The organism is Haloferax sp. S2CR25 (genome assembly GCF_031624535.1).
GTDB classification, from domain to species: Archaea; Halobacteriota; Halobacteria; order Halobacteriales; family Haloferacaceae; genus Haloferax; species Haloferax massiliensis.
Genome location: NZ_JAMQOO010000007.1, coordinates 58082 through 74124, shown reverse-complemented (window position 1 = coordinate 74124; position 16043 = coordinate 58082). Strand labels below are relative to the sequence as shown.

At 66.5% G+C, this 16043-nt stretch carries 16 protein-coding genes; 9 read left to right on the top strand and 7 right to left on the bottom strand.

What is annotated here, in order from left to right; translation table 11 throughout:
• Window positions 1–13 precede the first annotated feature (13 nt).
• From NDI65_RS15980 to NDI65_RS15960, 5 genes are all read left to right on the top strand, one after another.
• Window positions 14–265, top strand: coding sequence for a hypothetical protein (locus tag NDI65_RS15980; RefSeq protein ID WP_089776685.1), 252 nt, complete (start codon window positions 14–16; stop codon window positions 263–265).
• Window positions 266–699: 434 nt separating this feature from the next.
• Window positions 700–990 carry a hypothetical protein gene (locus NDI65_RS15975; protein ID WP_089776686.1) on the top strand — a complete coding sequence of 97 codons (291 nt, stop codon included), beginning with the start codon at window positions 700–702 and terminating at the stop codon, window positions 988–990.
• Between the two features lie 177 nt (window positions 991–1167).
• Complete coding sequence (locus NDI65_RS15970) at window positions 1168–3423, top strand: NADP-dependent malic enzyme (RefSeq protein WP_089776687.1); 2256 nt, start codon at window positions 1168–1170, stop codon at window positions 3421–3423.
• A 102-nt stretch (window positions 3424–3525) separates the two neighbouring features.
• Window positions 3526–3723, top strand: a complete 198-nt coding sequence (locus NDI65_RS15965; RefSeq protein WP_004967129.1) for a hypothetical protein — start codon at window positions 3526–3528, stop codon at window positions 3721–3723.
• A 77-nt stretch (window positions 3724–3800) separates the two neighbouring features.
• Window positions 3801–4703, top strand: coding sequence for a universal stress protein (locus tag NDI65_RS15960; protein ID WP_089776688.1), 903 nt, complete (start codon window positions 3801–3803; stop codon window positions 4701–4703).
• A 46-nt stretch (window positions 4704–4749) separates the two neighbouring features.
• Here NDI65_RS15960 and NDI65_RS15955 read toward each other — a convergent pair whose 3' ends face one another.
• Together NDI65_RS15955 and thiC are read right to left on the bottom strand one after the other, a co-directional pair.
• Complete coding sequence (locus NDI65_RS15955; protein ID WP_089776689.1) at window positions 4750–5784, bottom strand: sodium:calcium antiporter; 1035 nt, start codon at window positions 5782–5784, stop codon at window positions 4750–4752.
• Window positions 5785–5905: 121 nt separating this feature from the next.
• On the bottom strand, window positions 5906–7354 hold the full coding sequence (thiC, locus tag NDI65_RS15950; RefSeq protein ID WP_089776690.1) for a phosphomethylpyrimidine synthase ThiC: 1449 nt from the start codon (window positions 7352–7354) through the stop codon (window positions 5906–5908).
• A 176-nt stretch (window positions 7355–7530) separates the two neighbouring features.
• Here thiC and NDI65_RS15945 point away from each other — a divergent pair, with 176 nt between their 5' ends.
• Entirely contained in the window at window positions 7531–7731 is a 201-nt protein-coding gene (locus NDI65_RS15945) for a hypothetical protein (protein WP_089776691.1), read from the top strand.
• Between the two features lie 97 nt (window positions 7732–7828).
• Here the strand turns inward: NDI65_RS15945 and NDI65_RS15940 are convergent, their stop codons facing one another.
• Both NDI65_RS15940 and NDI65_RS15935 read right to left on the bottom strand, forming a co-directional pair.
• The gene (locus tag NDI65_RS15940; RefSeq protein ID WP_089777275.1) at window positions 7829–8806 is read right to left on the bottom strand and encodes an ABC transporter substrate-binding protein; all 978 of its coding nucleotides are present in this window, start codon (window positions 8804–8806) and stop codon (window positions 7829–7831) included.
• 392 nt (window positions 8807–9198) lie between these two features.
• A complete protein-coding gene (locus tag NDI65_RS15935; protein WP_089776692.1) occupies window positions 9199–10353 on the bottom strand; it encodes a multicopper oxidase domain-containing protein in 1155 nt (384 codons plus the stop codon).
• A gap of 258 nt (window positions 10354–10611) precedes the next feature.
• Here NDI65_RS15935 and NDI65_RS15930 point away from each other — a divergent pair, with 258 nt between their 5' ends.
• Window positions 10612–10980, top strand: coding sequence for a helix-turn-helix domain-containing protein (locus tag NDI65_RS15930; RefSeq protein ID WP_089776693.1), 369 nt, complete (start codon window positions 10612–10614; stop codon window positions 10978–10980).
• A gap of 4 nt (window positions 10981–10984) precedes the next feature.
• On the opposite strand, the gene NDI65_RS15925 is transcribed toward NDI65_RS15930, so the two are convergent.
• Window positions 10985–11626, bottom strand: coding sequence for a helix-turn-helix domain-containing protein (locus tag NDI65_RS15925; RefSeq protein WP_089776694.1), 642 nt, complete (start codon window positions 11624–11626; stop codon window positions 10985–10987).
• 156 nt (window positions 11627–11782) lie between these two features.
• On the opposite strand from NDI65_RS15925, the gene NDI65_RS15920 reads away from it, so the two are divergent.
• Window positions 11783–12880, top strand: coding sequence for a halocyanin domain-containing protein (locus NDI65_RS15920; RefSeq protein ID WP_089776695.1), 1098 nt, complete (start codon window positions 11783–11785; stop codon window positions 12878–12880).
• 58 nt (window positions 12881–12938) lie between these two features.
• Here NDI65_RS15920 and NDI65_RS15915 read toward each other — a convergent pair whose 3' ends face one another.
• Window positions 12939–13136, bottom strand: a complete 198-nt coding sequence (locus tag NDI65_RS15915; protein WP_089776696.1) for a DUF1427 family protein — start codon at window positions 13134–13136, stop codon at window positions 12939–12941.
• Window positions 13137–13220: 84 nt separating this feature from the next.
• A complete protein-coding gene (locus tag NDI65_RS15910) occupies window positions 13221–13541 on the bottom strand; it encodes a CGCGG family rSAM-modified RiPP protein (protein ID WP_089776697.1) in 321 nt (106 codons plus the stop codon).
• Between the two features lie 118 nt (window positions 13542–13659).
• On the opposite strand from NDI65_RS15910, the gene NDI65_RS15905 reads away from it, so the two are divergent.
• Entirely contained in the window at window positions 13660–15942 is a 2283-nt protein-coding gene (locus NDI65_RS15905; RefSeq protein ID WP_089776698.1) for a cbb3-type cytochrome c oxidase subunit I, read from the top strand.
• Window positions 15943–16043: the final 101 nt, after the last annotated feature.

Sequence of the window (16043 nt, the reverse complement as noted above, 5' to 3'; positions counted from 1 at the left end):
GGGTTGTCAACGAATGGTTAACAAGCGATACGAAGCAGGAGAGAACGTACCGACGGATATCTGCTCGGCTCCCGCTGCCGAGGATGCGCTGACGTTCGCCGTTCCGGTCGAGGTCTACCACGGCTACGGGAGCGCAAAGCACGTCTATCCGACAGAACAGATCGAGCGCATCTCTGACCTGTTCGCCACGGACGGTGACCCCGACGAGATGACCGTCGCAGACGAGGTTCGCCTCTACACGATTCCGCACGACGCCCTCCGCTGAGCGCGACGCCGCGCCCCGGGCGTCTGAGAGGCGAACTGTCCGTGAGCTGACGGTCGACTATCCGGACGAACGCGCGACGATGTACCAGTAAGCCGACTAGACAGCTGGCAGACTGTCCCCTCGGCGACGCGTCGGTCCTCGTTCGAGCCGGGAGCTCCGACTTTCGAGTTCGTCCCGTCTAAACTGGCGAAGAGGCACACTGTGGCGTCAGTCAGCGGTCGAGGGCCAGCGGTTCGGTTCCGACGCAGTGACTCGACGCACGCGAGTCGACGCGCCGCCAAACGTGTCAACTATACATATAGTCTCGGAGGTTGAGTAATAGTTATCACGGTGCTCGTTGGACATATGGCTGAAACTTGAACAGTGTGTTCCCGAAGAGTGGGCGGGGAGAGGCACTGCTCAAGATAATGAAAAATAGTGTGGGTTGTCAACGGATGGTCAAAGAGAGATACGACGCGGGGGACGCGGTACCATCAACTATCTGTACAGTTGCCGATGAGAACGACGAGCCGACGTTCGGCGCGACAGTCGAAGTCGGCGAGGGAGAGGTCGCGTTCGCCGTGCCGGTCGAGATGTACCGCGGCTACGGGGACGCGAAACACATCTATCCCATCGAGCAAGTCGACGCGGTTTCGGACCTGTTCGCGACGGAGAGCCAGTTCGAGGAGGTGTCGATAGCGGAGAACGTTCGGCTCTACACGATGCCGCACGAAGCGCTCCGTTGAGCGCGTCGGTGGGACGTGCCAACGGCGCTGTCGCGCGTGAACGCCACCGCCAGACCCGTACACTGATGGCCTCGGCGGGGAAACGGCGCGACGAGCGACTGCGCCGTGTGTGACTCCCGTTGGCGAGGCGCTGTCGGAGCGAAGGGTCTACTTACCTGACCGTACCCATCACGAGCAATGACGCTCGAAGACGACGCCCGAGACTACCATCGGCGTCCGCCCGCGGGGAAAGTGGAGATAGCGACGACGAAGCCGACGAACACTCAACGCGACCTGAGTCTGGCGTACTCGCCGGGCGTGGCCGCGCCGTGTCTCGACATCGCCGACGACGAGAACGCCGCCTACGAGTACACGGCGAAGGGCAACCTCGTCGGCGTCGTCTCGAACGGCTCCGCCGTGCTCGGTCTCGGCGACATCGGGGCGCAGGCGTCGAAGCCGGTGATGGAGGGCAAGGGCGTGCTGTTCAAGCGCTTCGCCGACATCGACGTGTTCGACGTCGAGTTCGACCACGACGACCCGCAGGCGTTCGTGGAGTCGGTCGCCGCGATGGAGCCGACGTTCGGCGGCATCAACTTAGAGGACATTCGCGCGCCCGAGTGCTTCGAAATCGAGGAGTCCCTGCGCGACCGGATGGACATCCCCGTGTTCCACGACGACCAGCACGGCACGGCCATCATCTCCGGCGCGGCGCTCCTCAACGCCGCCGACATCGCCGACAAGGAGCTGTCGTCGCTGAACGTCACCTTCTCGGGCGCGGGCGCGGCCGCGACCGCGACGGCGCGGTTCTACGTCTCGCTCGGCATCCCCCACGAGAACATCACGCTGTGCGACATCGACGGCGTCCTCTCGGAGTCGAGGGCCGAGGCCGGCGAACTCGACGAGTACGCGGAACCGTTCGCCCGCGGCGTCGACGACGGCGACCTCGAAGACGCAATCGAGGGCGCGGACGTGCTCGTCGGCCTCTCGGTCGGCGGCATCGTGAGTCGGGAGATGGTGCGGTCGATGGCCGACAACCCCATCATCTTCGCCATGGCGAACCCGGAGCCCGAAATCGCCTACGAGGACGCGAAGGAGGCCCGCGAGGACACGGTCATCATGGCGACGGGTCGCTCGGACTACCCGAACCAAGTCAACAACGTCCTCGGGTTCCCGTTCATCTTCCGCGGCGCGCTCGACGTGCGCGCGACCGAGATCAACGAGGAGATGAAGCGCGCGGCCGCCGAGGCGCTGGCGAACCTCGCCCGACAGGACGTTCCGGACGCGGTCGTCAAGGCCTACGGCGACGGCCCGCTGCAGTTCGGCCCCGACTACCTCATCCCCAAGCCGCTCGACCAGCGCGTCCTCTACGAGGTGACGCCGGCCGTCGCCGAGGCGGCCATGGAGAGCGGCGCGGCCCGCCGCGAGCGCGACCTCGACGCCTACCGCGAGGAGCTGGAGGCGCGCCTCGGGAAGTCCCGCGAGATGATGCGCGTCGTCCTCAACAAGGCGGCGACGAACCCCAAGCGGGTCGTCCTCGCCGAGGGCGAAGACGAGAAGATGATTCGCGCCGCGAGCCAGTTGGTCGAAGAGGGCATCGCCGAACCCATCCTCGTCGGCCGGACGAAGGAGATTCTCCGGACCGCCGAGGAGCTGGGTCTCGACTTCGACCCGACCATCGCCGACCCCGAAAGCGGCGAGTGGAACCACTACGTCGACCACCTCTACGAGCGCCGCCAGCGCAAGGGCCTCACCCGGACGGAGGCGGCCGAACTCGTGCGGGGCGACTCGAACTACTTCGCCAGCGTGATGGTCTCGATGGACGACGCGGACGCGATGCTGACGGGGCTGACTCACCACTACCCCTCGGCGCTCCGCCCGCCGCTGCAGATTATCGGCACCGCCGACGACGCCGACTACGCCGCCGGCGTCTACATGCTGACGTTCCGGAACCGCGTCATCTTCTGCGCCGACGCGACGGTCAACCTCGACCCCGACGAGAACGTGCTCGCCGAGGTGACGAAACACACCGCCGAACTCGCGCGGCGCTTCAACGTCGAGCCGCGCGCGGCGCTGCTCTCGTACTCGGACTTCGGGAGCGTCACGAACGAGGGGACGCGCAAGCCCCGCGACGCGGTCGAACAACTGCACGCCGACCCCGACGTGGACTTCCCGGTCGACGGCGAGATGCAGGCCGACACCGCCCTCGTCGAGGAGATGTTGACCGACACGTACGACTTCGCTGAACTCGACGACCCCGCGAACGTCCTCGTGTTCCCGAACCTCGAAGCGGGTAACATCGGCTACAAGCTCCTCCAGCGCCTCGGCGGTGCGGAGGCGATCGGCCCGATGCTCGTCGGCATGGACAAACCCGTCCACGTCCTCCAGCGCGGCGACGAGGTCAAAGACATCGTCAATCTGGCAGGCGTCGCCGTGGTGGACGCCCAAGCCGAGTAGCGCGCTCCGACCGGAGTAGCTCGGCGGTCGACGTCACACCGCGGCCGCCCGCTCGGTCGCGCCAGCACGAGAGATTAAATATATTCGGTCGAGTCAGGGAGTATGGTCGAGTTGGGTACACACACGTCGGCGTCGGAACGCCGGTTCGCACTCGGATGGGTCGGGATGGCCATCGTGATGTCGCTCGCGGTGGCGGCTATCGACTTCCTCGAACTCCCGCTGCAGACGGTGTACGTGTTCGCGGCGGGCGTGACGCTTCGGGAGGCCATCGGACTGGCGGTCTGGGCGCTCCGGCGCTGACCGCGGGGCGCGGTCGAATTCTCACCCCGCGGCGGCCACCCGCCCCGCTTTTGTGAGTTCGCTGAGAATACCGAGCCATGTTCGACCGACTCCTCTTTCCGACCGACGGGAGCGACGGCGCGGACGCCGTCCTCGACCACGTCGTCGACATCGCCGCCGCCTCGGACGCGACCCTCCACCTACTGCACGTCGCCCCGGCGGACCCCGAGCGCCGCCCGAGTCTGCGCGGCGAGGGCGACGACGCCGACGGTTCCGACCCCACCGAGCGCCGCCGAAGCGACGGCGAGCGGTTCGTGAGCGACGCCGCGGCCCGCGCGTCGCAGTCCGGCGTGTCGGTCGTGACGAGCGTCGAACGCGGCGAGCCGTATCGGGTCATCACCGAGTACGCGACCGAACGGGACGTCGACCTCGTCGTCATGCCGACCCACGGGCGGACGGGGCTGAGCCGACTGCTCCTCGGGAGCACCACGGAGCGCGTCGTCCGTCGGTCGGACGTGCCCGTGCTCACCGTCCGACCGGGCGCGGCGACCGACCTCGCGTACCCCTACGCCGACGTGCTGACGCCCACCGACGGGAGCGCCTGCGCGACCGCCGCGGTCACGTTCGGCGGCGAGTTGGCCGCGGCGACCGACGCGACGCTCCACGCGGTGTCGGTCGTCAACGTCGCCGCCTTCGGCGCGGACATCCGCGGCCCGCTCCTCATCGACGAACTCGAAGCGCGGGCGAGCGACGCGGTCGACGCGGCGAGCGACACGGCGGCCGCGCTGGGCGTCGAGACGGTCAGGAAGTCGGTCGGCCGCGACGTGTCGATTCACGACGGCATCCTCGCGTACATCGACGAACACGACGTGGACATCGTGGTGATGGGAACCCACGGCCACACCGGCTTCGACCGCTACATGCTCGGGAGCGTCGCCGAGAAACTGGTCCGGACCTCGCCGGTGCCGGTCGTGACGGTCAGAGAGCCGCGAGACGAGTAATCGGCGGTCGGCGCAGACCGGCGGTCGCGGTCCCCGCCACCGCCCGTCAGTTCCGAAGCAGACCCGTGACGCCCGCGGTCTCGGCGATAATCCACCCCACGAAGACGAGATACGCCGCGCCGAGCGCGTAGCACTCCAGCCGCGAGAGCGACAGGTCCGTCCGGAGCAGGCCGAAAAGCAGGACGGTTGCCAGCGTCAGCACGCCCAGCATGGGGACGGCGACGGCGAAGTCGACCGGGACGCTCCCGACGATGAGGACGCCCACCGGGATGGCGACGAGCAGGTCGAACGTGTTCGATCCGAGGACGTTGCCGAGGCTCGTCGCGCTGTTGCCGTCGGCGGCCGAGCGGACGCTGACGAGCGTGTCGGGGAGGCTCGTCGCGGCGGCGACGACGGTGACCCCCGCGAGGAACGTCGGGACGCCGAACGTCGCGCTGAGCGACTCGACGCCCCCGACCAGTTGCTCGACGCCGACCAGGATGACGAGGAGGCCGCCGAGGAGCCGCGCCCACTCGCGGCCGATGCCGTCGGCGACGCCCGCCTCCTCGCTTTCGTACTCCGAAACGTCCTGCCACTGGATGAACAGATAGAGGCCGTAGAGAAGCATGGGAATGAGCGCGACGGGCCGGGTGAGCTGTCCCGTCAGCGCCGGGCCGTCGGGCACGGGGAAGTAGATGACCGCCAGCGAGAACGTGACGACGAGCGTGGCGACGGCGACCATGTAGAACTGCGCCTCCTTGTAGACGACGAGGCGGCTGGTTTCGAGGTCGCCGTCGGTGGCCAGCCCCGACAGCGCCGGAATCACGAGGATGTTGAAGATGGCCGAGCCGACGATTGCGCCGACGCCCATGTCGAAGACGCCCGCGGTCGCGGCGATGGCGACGCTGGCGAACTCGGGGAAACTCGACCCGAGGGCGACGATAATCGAGCCCTGGACGACCGCCGGGAGGCCGTAGTAGGACGCGAGGTGGTCGGCCGATTCTTCGAGCCAGCCGCTGCCGATCCAGATGAGCCCGGTCGTCAGGAGAATCACGGCGACGTTCGCGAGCGGCGACGACGGGAGGAGACTACCGAGGACCATTGGAAGCCCGTTCAGCGACGCGGAAAAAGAAGCCACCGACACGGGGTGGTCGCCCGCGCGGTGGGCTCGGTCGATGGCCCGCGGGGTCGGTTGGTCGGTGGGCCGCGGACGCGGCGGGTCGTCAGTCGTCGCCGTGGGCCGATTCGGGCGTGAACGTGACGCCGCCGATTTCGATTTCGTCGGGGACGCGGTCGGTGTCGTGCGCGCCGACCGGCGGGAGGTTCGCGTCGGCCGAGAGCGACGCGTCGAGGTCGGTCGCGGACTCGATTGCCGTCATCTCGCCGTCGGCGTCGCGGGCGTCCTGGTCGATGCGCATCGAACAGAACTCCACGCCGCACATCGAACAGAAGCGCGCCTCCTTGTAGTTGTCACCGGGGAGCGTCTGGTCGTGATACGACCGCGCCCGCTCGGGGTCGAGCGCGAGGTCGAACTGCCGCGCCCAGTCGAACTCGTAGCGCGCCTCCGAGAGCGCGTCGTCCCAGTCGCGCGCGCCGGGAAGGTCGTTCGCCACGTCGGCCGCGTGGGCGGCGATTCGGTAGGCGGCGAGCCCCTCGCGCACGTCCTCGCGGTCGGGGAGCCCGAGGTGTTCCTTGGGCGTGACGTAACACAGCATCGCCGCGCCGGCGCGGCCGGCCTCGGTCGCACCGATGGCGCTCGTGATGTGGTCGTAGCCCGGAGCCACGTCGGTCACGAGCGGGCCGAGGACGTAGAACGGCGCGCCGTCGCAAACCTGCTGTTGGCGCTCGACGTTCTCGGCAATCTGGTCCATCGGGACGTGGCCGGGACCTTCGACCATCACCTGCACGCCGTAGTCCCACGCGGTCCGCGTGAGTTCGCCCAGCGTGTCGAGTTCGGCGAACTGCGCGTCGTCGCCGGCGTCAGCCAGACAGCCGGGTCGGAGGCCGTCGCCGAGCGAGAACGTCACGTCGTGTTCGGCGAAGATGTCGCAGATATCCTCGAACGCGACGTACAGGGGGTTCTGCTCGCCGCGTTCCTCCATCCACTGGGCGAGGATAGAGCCGCCGCGGGAGACGATGCCCGTCTTCCGGCCGTCGGTCAGGGCGAGGTGTTCCATCAGCACGCCCGCGTGAATCGTCATGTAGTCGACGCCTTGCTCGGCCTGCTTCTCGATGACGTCGAGGAGCAGGTCGCGGGTGATGTCCTCGGGGCTGTCGACGCGCTTGACCGCCTCGTAGATGGGGACGGTGCCGATGGGGACCGGCGAGTACGCGACGTTCGCCTCGCGAATCTCGTCGAGGTTCGACCCCGTCGAGAGGTCCATCACCGTGTCCGCACCGTAGTGGACCGCGGTGTGGAGCTTTTCCAACTCTTCTGTGAGGTCGCTTGTGGTCTCGCTGTTGCCGATGTTCGCGTTGACCTTCGTGGCGAACTCGCGGCCGATAATCATCGGGTCGAGCGAGTCGTGGTTGCGGTTCGCGGGGACGACCGCCTGCCCCTCGGCGACCTGCTTCCTGACGAACTCGGGGTCGCGGTTCTCGCGCTCGGCGACTCGTTCCATCGCCGGGGTGACGCGTCCCGCTCGGGCGTGTTGGAGTTGTGTCGACGCCATTGATTACCTAGTGATACAACTAGCTAATAACAGTTGTGACAGCCGCGGGTCGGTTGAATCCCTCGGAAACTGACAGAATCGACGTGCAACACTCAGAGGGTGGGTTCAGCACTGACGCCTGTAGAACAGAGCAGATAACCACAAAGATTAGACGTGTAATGTGAATAAATAATCATATGTCCTCCAACAGCGGGCCGGTTCGATGGACGAATCCGGAGTATGTCGCAACGGTGGTTGGCGTTCTTTCAGTGGCCGCATTAGTGTTCTACAGTTCGCTCACGCAGTCTGGCCCAACTGTTGATGAGATAGTCTTCGTTGTTCTCGTTACTACGCTGCCTGCTACTGTCGCCTACGAACTTGCTCGTCGCCTCCTGTGACCGACTCGCGCCCTGTATGCAGCACGGTCTCAGCAAACTATCAGTGGCGGAGGAAATCAGTCGCCGCGCGAACGGCGAGAGTGTTCCTCGACGACGATTAGAAATCGCCGGTGACGATGTCGGCGACGCGTTCGCGGTCGAACAGGGTTGCGCCCTCGAAGGCGTCCGGGTAGATGTTCAAGGCCGCCTGTTCGGTGTGATAGAAGTTGATGATGGGTCCTTGGTCGAGATATCCAGCGGGGTAGACCGCCCCGTCCTGAACGGCTCGGACCTCGCTCGCGACCGGGTCGTCCTGCAACGGTTCGACCACGGCCTCTCGGAACTCCGACTCGGACGCACCACCGTAGTTGCGGACGAGCAGTACCTCGGGGTCGACTTCGAGCATAGCCTCCAGGTCGATTGTGCTGTTGTTGGTCCCGCTGAAATGTTCGATGTCCGTCCCCGCGAGCGCGTCTTGCAGCCGCAGTTCTCGCCACTGCTTGGTGCTGATTCCGCCGTCATCGAAGCGGAACGGATAGAACTCATCACCCTCTTGACCGGCCGGATAGACCAGCAGTGCGGTCGGGCGCTGGTCGGCCGGCGGGATTCGCTCGTCTATCGTGTCGAGCATCTCCTCGTGGAGGTCGACAAACGCCTCGTACCGCGGCCGGGCCTGAAACACGTCGGCGACCAGTTCGAACATCTCGTAGAGTTCGTAGTAGCGGTAGCCGTCGTGCCACTCCGAGCTGTGCTTGCGACTGAAATTCCCGAAGAAGGGACCGATTTCGGTTCGGACTTCCTCGACGTCGCTGCGGTCCCAGCCGTACCAGTTCACCAGTAGATTGGGGTCCAGGAGGTGAGCGTCGGCGTTCAGTTCGTACACCAACTCTTTCGGCACGCCGTCTCCGACCAACTCCACGATAGCGTCCGCGTCGAACTCGACGCCGGGCAGTGATTCGAACGCCTCGTTCGCAAAGCGCGCGTGGTTCTGAATGCCGAGCGTTTGTCCCCCGCCGAGTGCGAACCCCATGTCCGCGAGGGTCGGTAACAGCGCGGTCCATCGCTCCGGCGGTTCGTCGAACTCGACCGGACCCATCGGTTCGATCGAGACAGTGTACGACCCGCCGGTGTCGCTCGCGGCGCTCGACTCGTCGGTGGATGTCGCTTTCGTGGTGTTCGGGTCGCTGGTCGAACTGTCGGTCGTCCCGCCAGTTCCGTTCTCGCCGCCACCGAGACACCCTGCGAAGAGCGCGGTGCCGAGGGCAGCGCCACTTCCCAGCAGTTCTCTACGCGTTGAGTTGCTCCGACGCATTAAGAAGCCAAAAATTAGGCTAGCCTAAAACAATAGCGGTTTTCGGTCCGTTGTCTGTCCATGTTACGGGCGGTGAATCCCGGTCCATCCGGCGGTTTTGGCACCAGTAGTCGAACACGAAAAGAGCCGCCGAACGTCGAGACGAGCGGACACACCGCCGCTCTCGGTCCGTTTCCTTACCCCTCGTAGCCGGCGTACTCCATCAGTTTCGCGAAGATGTCGGTGTCCATAACCTCCTTGTAGACGACGCCGCTGAGCATGCCGCCGGGGTAGAAGTTCCCGTTCATGACGTGGTTGACCTTGTGGCAGTGCATGAGGTAGATGCCGGGTTGGGCGTCGGCGGTGAACTCGACCGTGTGGCGCTCCGCGGGCGCGATGTTCGTCACGTCCATGTCGTAGCGGGCGGCCTCGGGGATGACGCCGCCGTCCTTTTCCACCAGTTGGAAGCGGTGGTTGTGGATGTGCATCGGGTGGCTCATGTAGCCCGCGTTGACGTAGTGAATGCGGACGGTGTCACCCTGTTCGACGATGATGGGCGAGCCGTCTTCGGGGTGGAGCGTCCGCGGCGCGCTCTTGCCGTTGACGGTGAACACGTCCGGCTTCCGGTTCCGGGGGTCGTAGGTCACGTTCTCGCCAGCCATCTGCCGCGGGAGCCGCGAGTCCCAGTCGCGGACGGTCATGAAGTACTCCCTGTCGGCCGGTTCGTACCCCTCCGGGTCGACGCGGAGGATGCCGTACATCCCCATCTCGATGTGCCGGTGGGTCTGGTAGTGGCAGTGGTAGAGGTGCGTCCCGGGGACGTTCGCCGGGATGGTGTAGGTGTGTTTCTCGCCGGGGTCGACGCGGATGCCCGTCGTCGTCGGCACGCCGTCGTCCTTCCAGGCCTTGCGCACGCCGTGGAAGTGGACCGTGTGGGGGCGCATCCCGTCGGTGTTGTCGAGCGTGACCTCCATGTCGTTGCCCTCGGTCGTCCGGAGAATCGGCCCGGGGACGCTCGGATTTCCGTCGTCGGCGCTGAACGCCCACACCTGCGGGAGTTCGACCGGCCCGCCCATCGTTTCGAGGGGGTGGGCCGCGTGGCGCGCCGGCGCGCTCTTGAGGGTGACCTGTCCGCCCTGCTCGTCGACCTGTACGACCTCCGGCGGACTGGTGTACGGCAGCGCCGACTCGCTCGTCTGGGCGACCGTCGTCTCGTCCGCGCCGACGGCGGCCGAGTCCCCGTTCGTGGGCGCGGCGCACCCCGCGAGACCGAGCGCTCCGACGCTTCCAGTGGCGGCGAGGAATTCGCGACGCGACACCGTCGAACCGGGTGCACCAACGTAGTTTCGCATTACAGTCGGTCGTTACCCGGGGGGATGGAATACCGTCTCGCCAGTTCCCGACGCACAGGAGCATGACGAACATGTTCGGCACGGTCGCTACGTACCGGGCCGGTGAACAGTCGAGTCGGGCGTACCAGTCCGAATCGACGGCCATCGGTTCGACCGAACCCGACGCTGGTACCCCGCGACTTTCATACGCCCCGGCGGCGTACCGGAAACCGAACCGACGGCGCGCGGGTCGCCGTCGAGCAACCCACTCCCACGCAGATGTCGACCAATCCACTCTCAGACGCGCTCGAACCGGACTTCGAGACGGTGTTCGACGCCCTCACCAGTCCGCAGTGCCGGGCCGTGCTCAAGCAGCTCGACGGCCCGATGACCGCCTCGGACATCGCCGCCGCGTGTGACCTCCCGCGGTCGACGGTGTACCGAAAGCTCGAACAGATGGTCGAGGCGGGGCTCCTCGAAAAACGCGACCGCGGCCGCGACGCCGCTCGCTACGCGGTCGGCTTCGAGGAGGTGGTCGTGACGCGCGAACCGGGCGACCTCTCGATTTCGGTGTCGTCGCCGTCGCGGTCGGCCTCGGACCAACTGTCGTCTCTGTGGTCGGCCGTCGGCGACCAGGCCGGCGACTGAGACCTTACCCGACCGTCGCGTCGTCCCGCGCGAGAAACGCCTTCATGACCTTCCCCTCCGCCCGGTGGAGCTTCTCGCTCGTCGTCGACTTCGCCAGCCCCACGGCCTCGGCGAGCCCGGTGAGCGTGCACGTCCGCGGCGTGTCGTAGTACCCCTCGGCGACGGCCGTTTCGAGGAGGTCGTACTGGTCGTCGGTGAGAAGCGACTCCGTGTCTATCGACTGGTGGATGGAGACGAGGTCGAACGGGATGCCGAACTGCGTGAGCTGTTCGCCCAGCTCCGAGAGGTTCTCGCGCGGCGCGGTCACCTCGACTGTCACCTCGCCGTCGACGATGGTGATGGGCAGCTCCAGCGGGATTCCCACCTCGCTGAGCGTGAGAATCAAAAGCGGTTCGGTCGTCTCGAACTGCACGAGCGCGCGCTCCGGCTGCGCTTCGAGAATCGTCACCGAGACGACCGAGTCGTACTCGTCGATGGTCGTGACGACCGGCTCGATGTCGGCCGTCCGTATCTCGACGAGGCCGACGCCCGTCTCGTCGGCCGGCATCGCCGCGAGGACGGTGAACTCGGCGTCCGGATACCGTCCCGAGAGGTCGGAAACCCAGACCTGATCGGGGAGCGTGATGGAGAGTGTTGCGCGGGGCATCGGTAGTGAAACGAACTTATTCCTCCCGGACAAAGATAGTTCCGAACATGTTCGCCCTTCGGCCGCGTTTCGGGAACCACCGAGACGGGTTTTTCACCGGACCACCGACCGTCGAGTGTCGAGCGAGGCGGGACCGCCGCCTCGCCACCTTCAATCATGAACCCGAACGACACCACATCTCCGACGCTCGGCCGGCGAACCGTACTTCGACTCCTCGGCGGCGCGGCCGTCTCCGCGACCGCGCTGGGAGGCGCCGCCGACGCCGCGCGAGCGCAGTCGGGGACCGACCTCGATTCGTGGTTCGCTCAGACCTCGAACTACGACGGGGTGGTGGACGAGACGGGAAGTTCGACGGTGACAGTGACGGTCGGGGCGCAGGCCAACGGCGGCGCGTTCGGCTTCGGCCCGGCCGCCCTGCGCGTCGACCCCGGAACGACCGTCGTCTGGGAGTGGTCCGGGAAGGGCGGGTCGCACAACGTCGCCGCCGAGGACGGGAGCTTCGAGTCCGACCTCGTCGGCGACAGCGGCCACACGTTCGAGCACACGTTCGACGCGGCGGGCGTCTACAAATACGTCTGTACGCCCCACGAGACCATCGGGATGAAGGGCGCAATCGTCGTCGGCGACGCCGGCGGCGCGACCGCGACCGAGGCGGCCGACTCGACCGGCGAGGGCGAATCGGAGGCGGCCACTGACAGCGCCGGCGAGGGGGACGCCGACCTCGACGCGTGGTTCGAAAACACCACCAACTTCGACGGCGTCGAGGCGCAGACCGGCCTCCAGCGCGTGACCGTCGACGTCGGGGCGCAGGCCAACGGCGGCGCGTTCGGCTTCGGTCCCGCGGCGATTCGCGTCTCGAAGGGCACGACCGTCGCGTGGACGTGGACCGGCGAGGGCGGGTCGCACAACGTCGTCGCCGAGGACGGGAGCTTCGAGTCCGAGCTGGTCGGCGACAGCGGCCACGCGTTCGAACACACCTTCGAGGAGGCCGGGACGTACACCTACGCCTGTACCCCGCACAAGACGCTCGGCATGAAGGGCGCAGTCGTCGTCACCGACGACGAGGGCGGGTCGAACGCGCAGGTGGCCGAGCCGTTCGGCGACTCCGGAACGGAGCGCCTCGGCGGCATCGCGCTGGCCGGGACGTTCGGCGCGATGCTGGCGTCGCCCGCGCTGTTCGGCGCGTTCATGTGGCTCAAAGGCGAGGGCGGCGAGTCGGCGGGCGAGACGTATCCGAAGGGGAAGTCGGAGTAACGCGTCTGAGGGGCGGATGAATTTTCCGGGGTAGCAGTTCGATTTCTCGCGTGCGCGCTCAGAACAGCGACGCGAGCACCCCCGAGATATCGACGTGGAGACCCAACCGCTGGATTCCCTTGTATCCGAGGTAGATTCCCACGATACCCAAGATTCCGGCGAGGTTGGGCGGGGCCGGAATAGGTGTTTCTATGAGGCCGAACAGGGCTCCGGCGAAGACGCCTGCCAGCAGGGCCAAAACGAGTTGCGAGGCCATAGTCGTGCCATCCAAGTTCTGGGATAAATAGGTACAGTAATCGACGCGAGCGCGGGGACAGCCCACCCACGGTTCGAGACGGGACTACTCCACGTACACCCGCGTCACGTGTCCCCCGCAACCGCACTGTTCGACGTACTCGTACTCCACGCCGTCGAACCGCGCCGCGAGCGCGTCGTAGAGGTACGTCTCCGGGTGGCCGTGGTCGCCGTGGGTGACGAGGTTGACGTGGTGGCCGGCGGTCGTGTGTTCGACCGCGTCGACGGCCTCCGAAATCACGAGGTCGCGGTCGGCGGCGTGTCGCGGGAGTTCGAGGTTCGCCGACCACGAGGTGTCGTGGACGCGGTCGGTCGCCGAATCGGGCGTTTCGTGGTCGTGGTCGGCGGGGAGCGAGTCGGTCGTCATACAGTTCGAGAGACGACTTCCGACTCAAAGAGCGACAATCCGAACATGTTCGTCCCGACTGTGCGAGGCCGGGAAGCGGCGCGTGTAGCCTATAGCAGGCGTGTGAACCACGACGTGTATGGAGATTCAACGCAAGACCATCGCGAAGGCAATCGTCGTCGTGTTCGTCTTCAACCTCGTCGTGATGGGTGCGGGCGCGTGGTTCGCCTATCAGGAGGCCCCGCCCATCCCCGACGAAGTTGTCGGACCCGACGGCGACGTCGTCGTCAGCGGCGACGCGATTCGAGAGGGCAAGACCGTGTTCCAGAAAGACGGCCTGATGAATCACGGGTCGATACTGGGCAACGGCGCGTACTACGGCGCGGACTACACCGCCGACGCGCTGGACTTGAAAGTCCAGTTCATGCGGAACTACTACGCCCAAGAACGGTACGGTGAGTCCTACGACCGACTCGACTCCGCCGACCAGGCCGCCGTCGCCGACGTGGTGAAAAACGACCTCGACGACAGCTACGAGGGCGGCGCGATTCGGTACACCGCGGCCGAGGTGTACGCCCACGAGCAGGTCCGCCAGGAGTACGTCGAGCGATACCACGAGGGCGACCACGAGCGCGGCGTCCCCGTGGACATGATCGACTCCGAGGAGGAGGCGCGGGCGTTCGCTGACTTCGCCATGTGGACGGCGTGGTTCTCACACACCGACCGCCCCGGCGGCACGCACTCGTACACGAACGACTGGCCGTACCAGCCCGGCGCGGGGAACGACGCCACCGCCGCCTCGATGACGTGGAGCGTCGTCGCCATGGTGCTCCTCGTCGCGGGCGCGGGCCTCGGCATCTGGCTGTACAAGTCGGTCGAACTCCCCGAGCCGTCGGCCGAGGACATCACGGTGCCCGAACCCGGTGACGTGAGCGTCTTCCCGAGCCAGCGGGCGGCGCTCCGGTTCATCCCGGTCGCCGCGGGGCTGTTCTTGGCACAAGTGCTGTTGGGCGGCCTGCTCGCGCACTTCTACATCGAGCGCGCCGGCTTCTTCGGCGTCGAGTCGATATTCGGCGTGCCCATCCTGCAACTGCTCCCGTTCGCCATCGCCAAGACGTGGCACATCGACCTCGGCATCCTCTGGATCGCCGCGACGTGGCTCGGCGCGGGGCTGTTCCTCCCGCCGCTTCTGACCGGCTACGAGCCGCCGAAGCAGTCGACGTACATCAACGTCCTCCTCGGCGCCATCGTCGTCGTCGTGGTCGGCGGCATGTCGGGTATCTGGCTGGGCGCGAACGGCTACATCGACGGCTCGCTGTGGTGGATTCTCGGCAACGAGGGGCTCGAATACCTCGAAGTCGGGAAGCTCTGGCAGTTCGGCATCCTCGCCGGCTTCCTCATCTGGGCGGGGCTGGCGGTCCGCGGCCTGAAGCCGCTTCTCGACAAGGAAGCGCCGTACGGACTGGCGCACATGATTCTGTACGCCGGCGGCTCTATCGCCCTCCTGTTTACCGCGGGCTTCCTCTTTACCCCCGAGACGAACATCGCCGTCACGGAGTTCTGGCGCTGGTGGGTCGTCCACATGTGGGTCGAGGGGGCCTTCGAGTTCTTCATCGTCGCCATCGTCGGCCTGACGCTGGTGTCGATGAACCTCCTCAGTCGCCGGAGCGCCGAGAAGGCCGTCATGCTTCAGGCGCTCCTCGTCATGGGGACGGGCATCATCGGCGTCTCGCACCACTACTGGTGGGTCGGCATGCCCGACATGTGGGTGCCCATCGGGAGCGTGTTCTCGACGCTCGAACTCATCCCGCTGGTGTTCATCCTCTACGAGGCGCTCGGGCAGTACCGCGCGATGTCGGGCGAGTCGTTCCCGTACCGCCTGCCGTTCATGTTCATCGTCGCCAGCGGCGTCTGGAACTTCGTCGGCGCGGGCGTGCTCGGCTTCTTCATCAACCTCCCGCTCATCAACTACTACGAGCACGGGACGTACCTGACGGTCGGCCACGCCCACGCCGCGATGTTCGGCGCGTTCGGCTTCCTCGCGCTCGGCATGGTCACCTACATGCTCCAGCTCTCCATCGACGCCGACCGCTGGGACGGCTCGTGGCTGCGCGCCGCCTTCTGGTGTTGGAACGTCGGCCTCGTGTTGATGGTGTTCGTCTCCGTCCTCCCAGTCGGCTTCCTCCAACTGGAGACGGCGTTCACCGGGAGCTACGCCGCCGCCCGGAGCGTCGCCTTCTACAACCGGCCGCTGATTCAGACGCTGTTCTGGGCGCGGCTCCCCGGCGACACGCTCATCATCCTCGGGACGGTCATCTACGCGGCCGACCTCGTCAGAAAGCGGTTCGTCCTCCGGCAGTCCGCCGACGACCCGAGCGTCGAGGACATGGCCGTCGCCGAGGGCATCCTGGGCGACGACTAACGGTCGAGCGCTGTCGAACCGCTTCTTTTCTGCTCGCTTGTTGAGACCGACTTCTGTTGTACGCGCACGCGTCACTGTCGCGCCAGACCCGTCGAAGAAGC

Bases quoted from the DNA above. Each gene is read 5' to 3' on its own strand.
- NDI65_RS15980 (WP_089776685.1), top strand. From the start codon at position 14: ATGGTTAACAAGCGATACGAAGCAGGAGAGAACGTACCGACGGATATC.
- NDI65_RS15975 (WP_089776686.1), top strand. From the start codon at position 700: ATGGTCAAAGAGAGATACGACGCGGGGGACGCGGTACCATCAACTATC.
- NDI65_RS15970 (WP_089776687.1), top strand. From the start codon at position 1,168: ATGACGCTCGAAGACGACGCCCGAGACTACCATCGGCGTCCGCCCGCG.
- NDI65_RS15965 (WP_004967129.1), top strand. From the start codon at position 3,526: ATGGTCGAGTTGGGTACACACACGTCGGCGTCGGAACGCCGGTTCGCA.
- NDI65_RS15960 (WP_089776688.1), top strand. From the start codon at position 3,801: ATGTTCGACCGACTCCTCTTTCCGACCGACGGGAGCGACGGCGCGGAC.
- NDI65_RS15955 (WP_089776689.1), bottom strand. From the start codon at position 5,784: ATGGTCCTCGGTAGTCTCCTCCCGTCGTCGCCGCTCGCGAACGTCGCC.
- thiC (WP_089776690.1), bottom strand. From the start codon at position 7,354: ATGGCGTCGACACAACTCCAACACGCCCGAGCGGGACGCGTCACCCCG.
- NDI65_RS15945 (WP_089776691.1), top strand. From the start codon at position 7,531: ATGTCCTCCAACAGCGGGCCGGTTCGATGGACGAATCCGGAGTATGTC.
- NDI65_RS15940 (WP_089777275.1), bottom strand. From the start codon at position 8,806: ATGGGTCCGGTCGAGTTCGACGAACCGCCGGAGCGATGGACCGCGCTG.
- NDI65_RS15935 (WP_089776692.1), bottom strand. From the start codon at position 10,353: ATGCGAAACTACGTTGGTGCACCCGGTTCGACGGTGTCGCGTCGCGAA.
- NDI65_RS15930 (WP_089776693.1), top strand. From the start codon at position 10,612: ATGTCGACCAATCCACTCTCAGACGCGCTCGAACCGGACTTCGAGACG.
- NDI65_RS15925 (WP_089776694.1), bottom strand. From the start codon at position 11,626: ATGCCCCGCGCAACACTCTCCATCACGCTCCCCGATCAGGTCTGGGTT.
- NDI65_RS15920 (WP_089776695.1), top strand. From the start codon at position 11,783: ATGAACCCGAACGACACCACATCTCCGACGCTCGGCCGGCGAACCGTA.
- NDI65_RS15915 (WP_089776696.1), bottom strand. From the start codon at position 13,136: ATGGCCTCGCAACTCGTTTTGGCCCTGCTGGCAGGCGTCTTCGCCGGA.
- NDI65_RS15910 (WP_089776697.1), bottom strand. From the start codon at position 13,541: ATGACGACCGACTCGCTCCCCGCCGACCACGACCACGAAACGCCCGAT.
- NDI65_RS15905 (WP_089776698.1), top strand. From the start codon at position 13,660: ATGGAGATTCAACGCAAGACCATCGCGAAGGCAATCGTCGTCGTGTTC.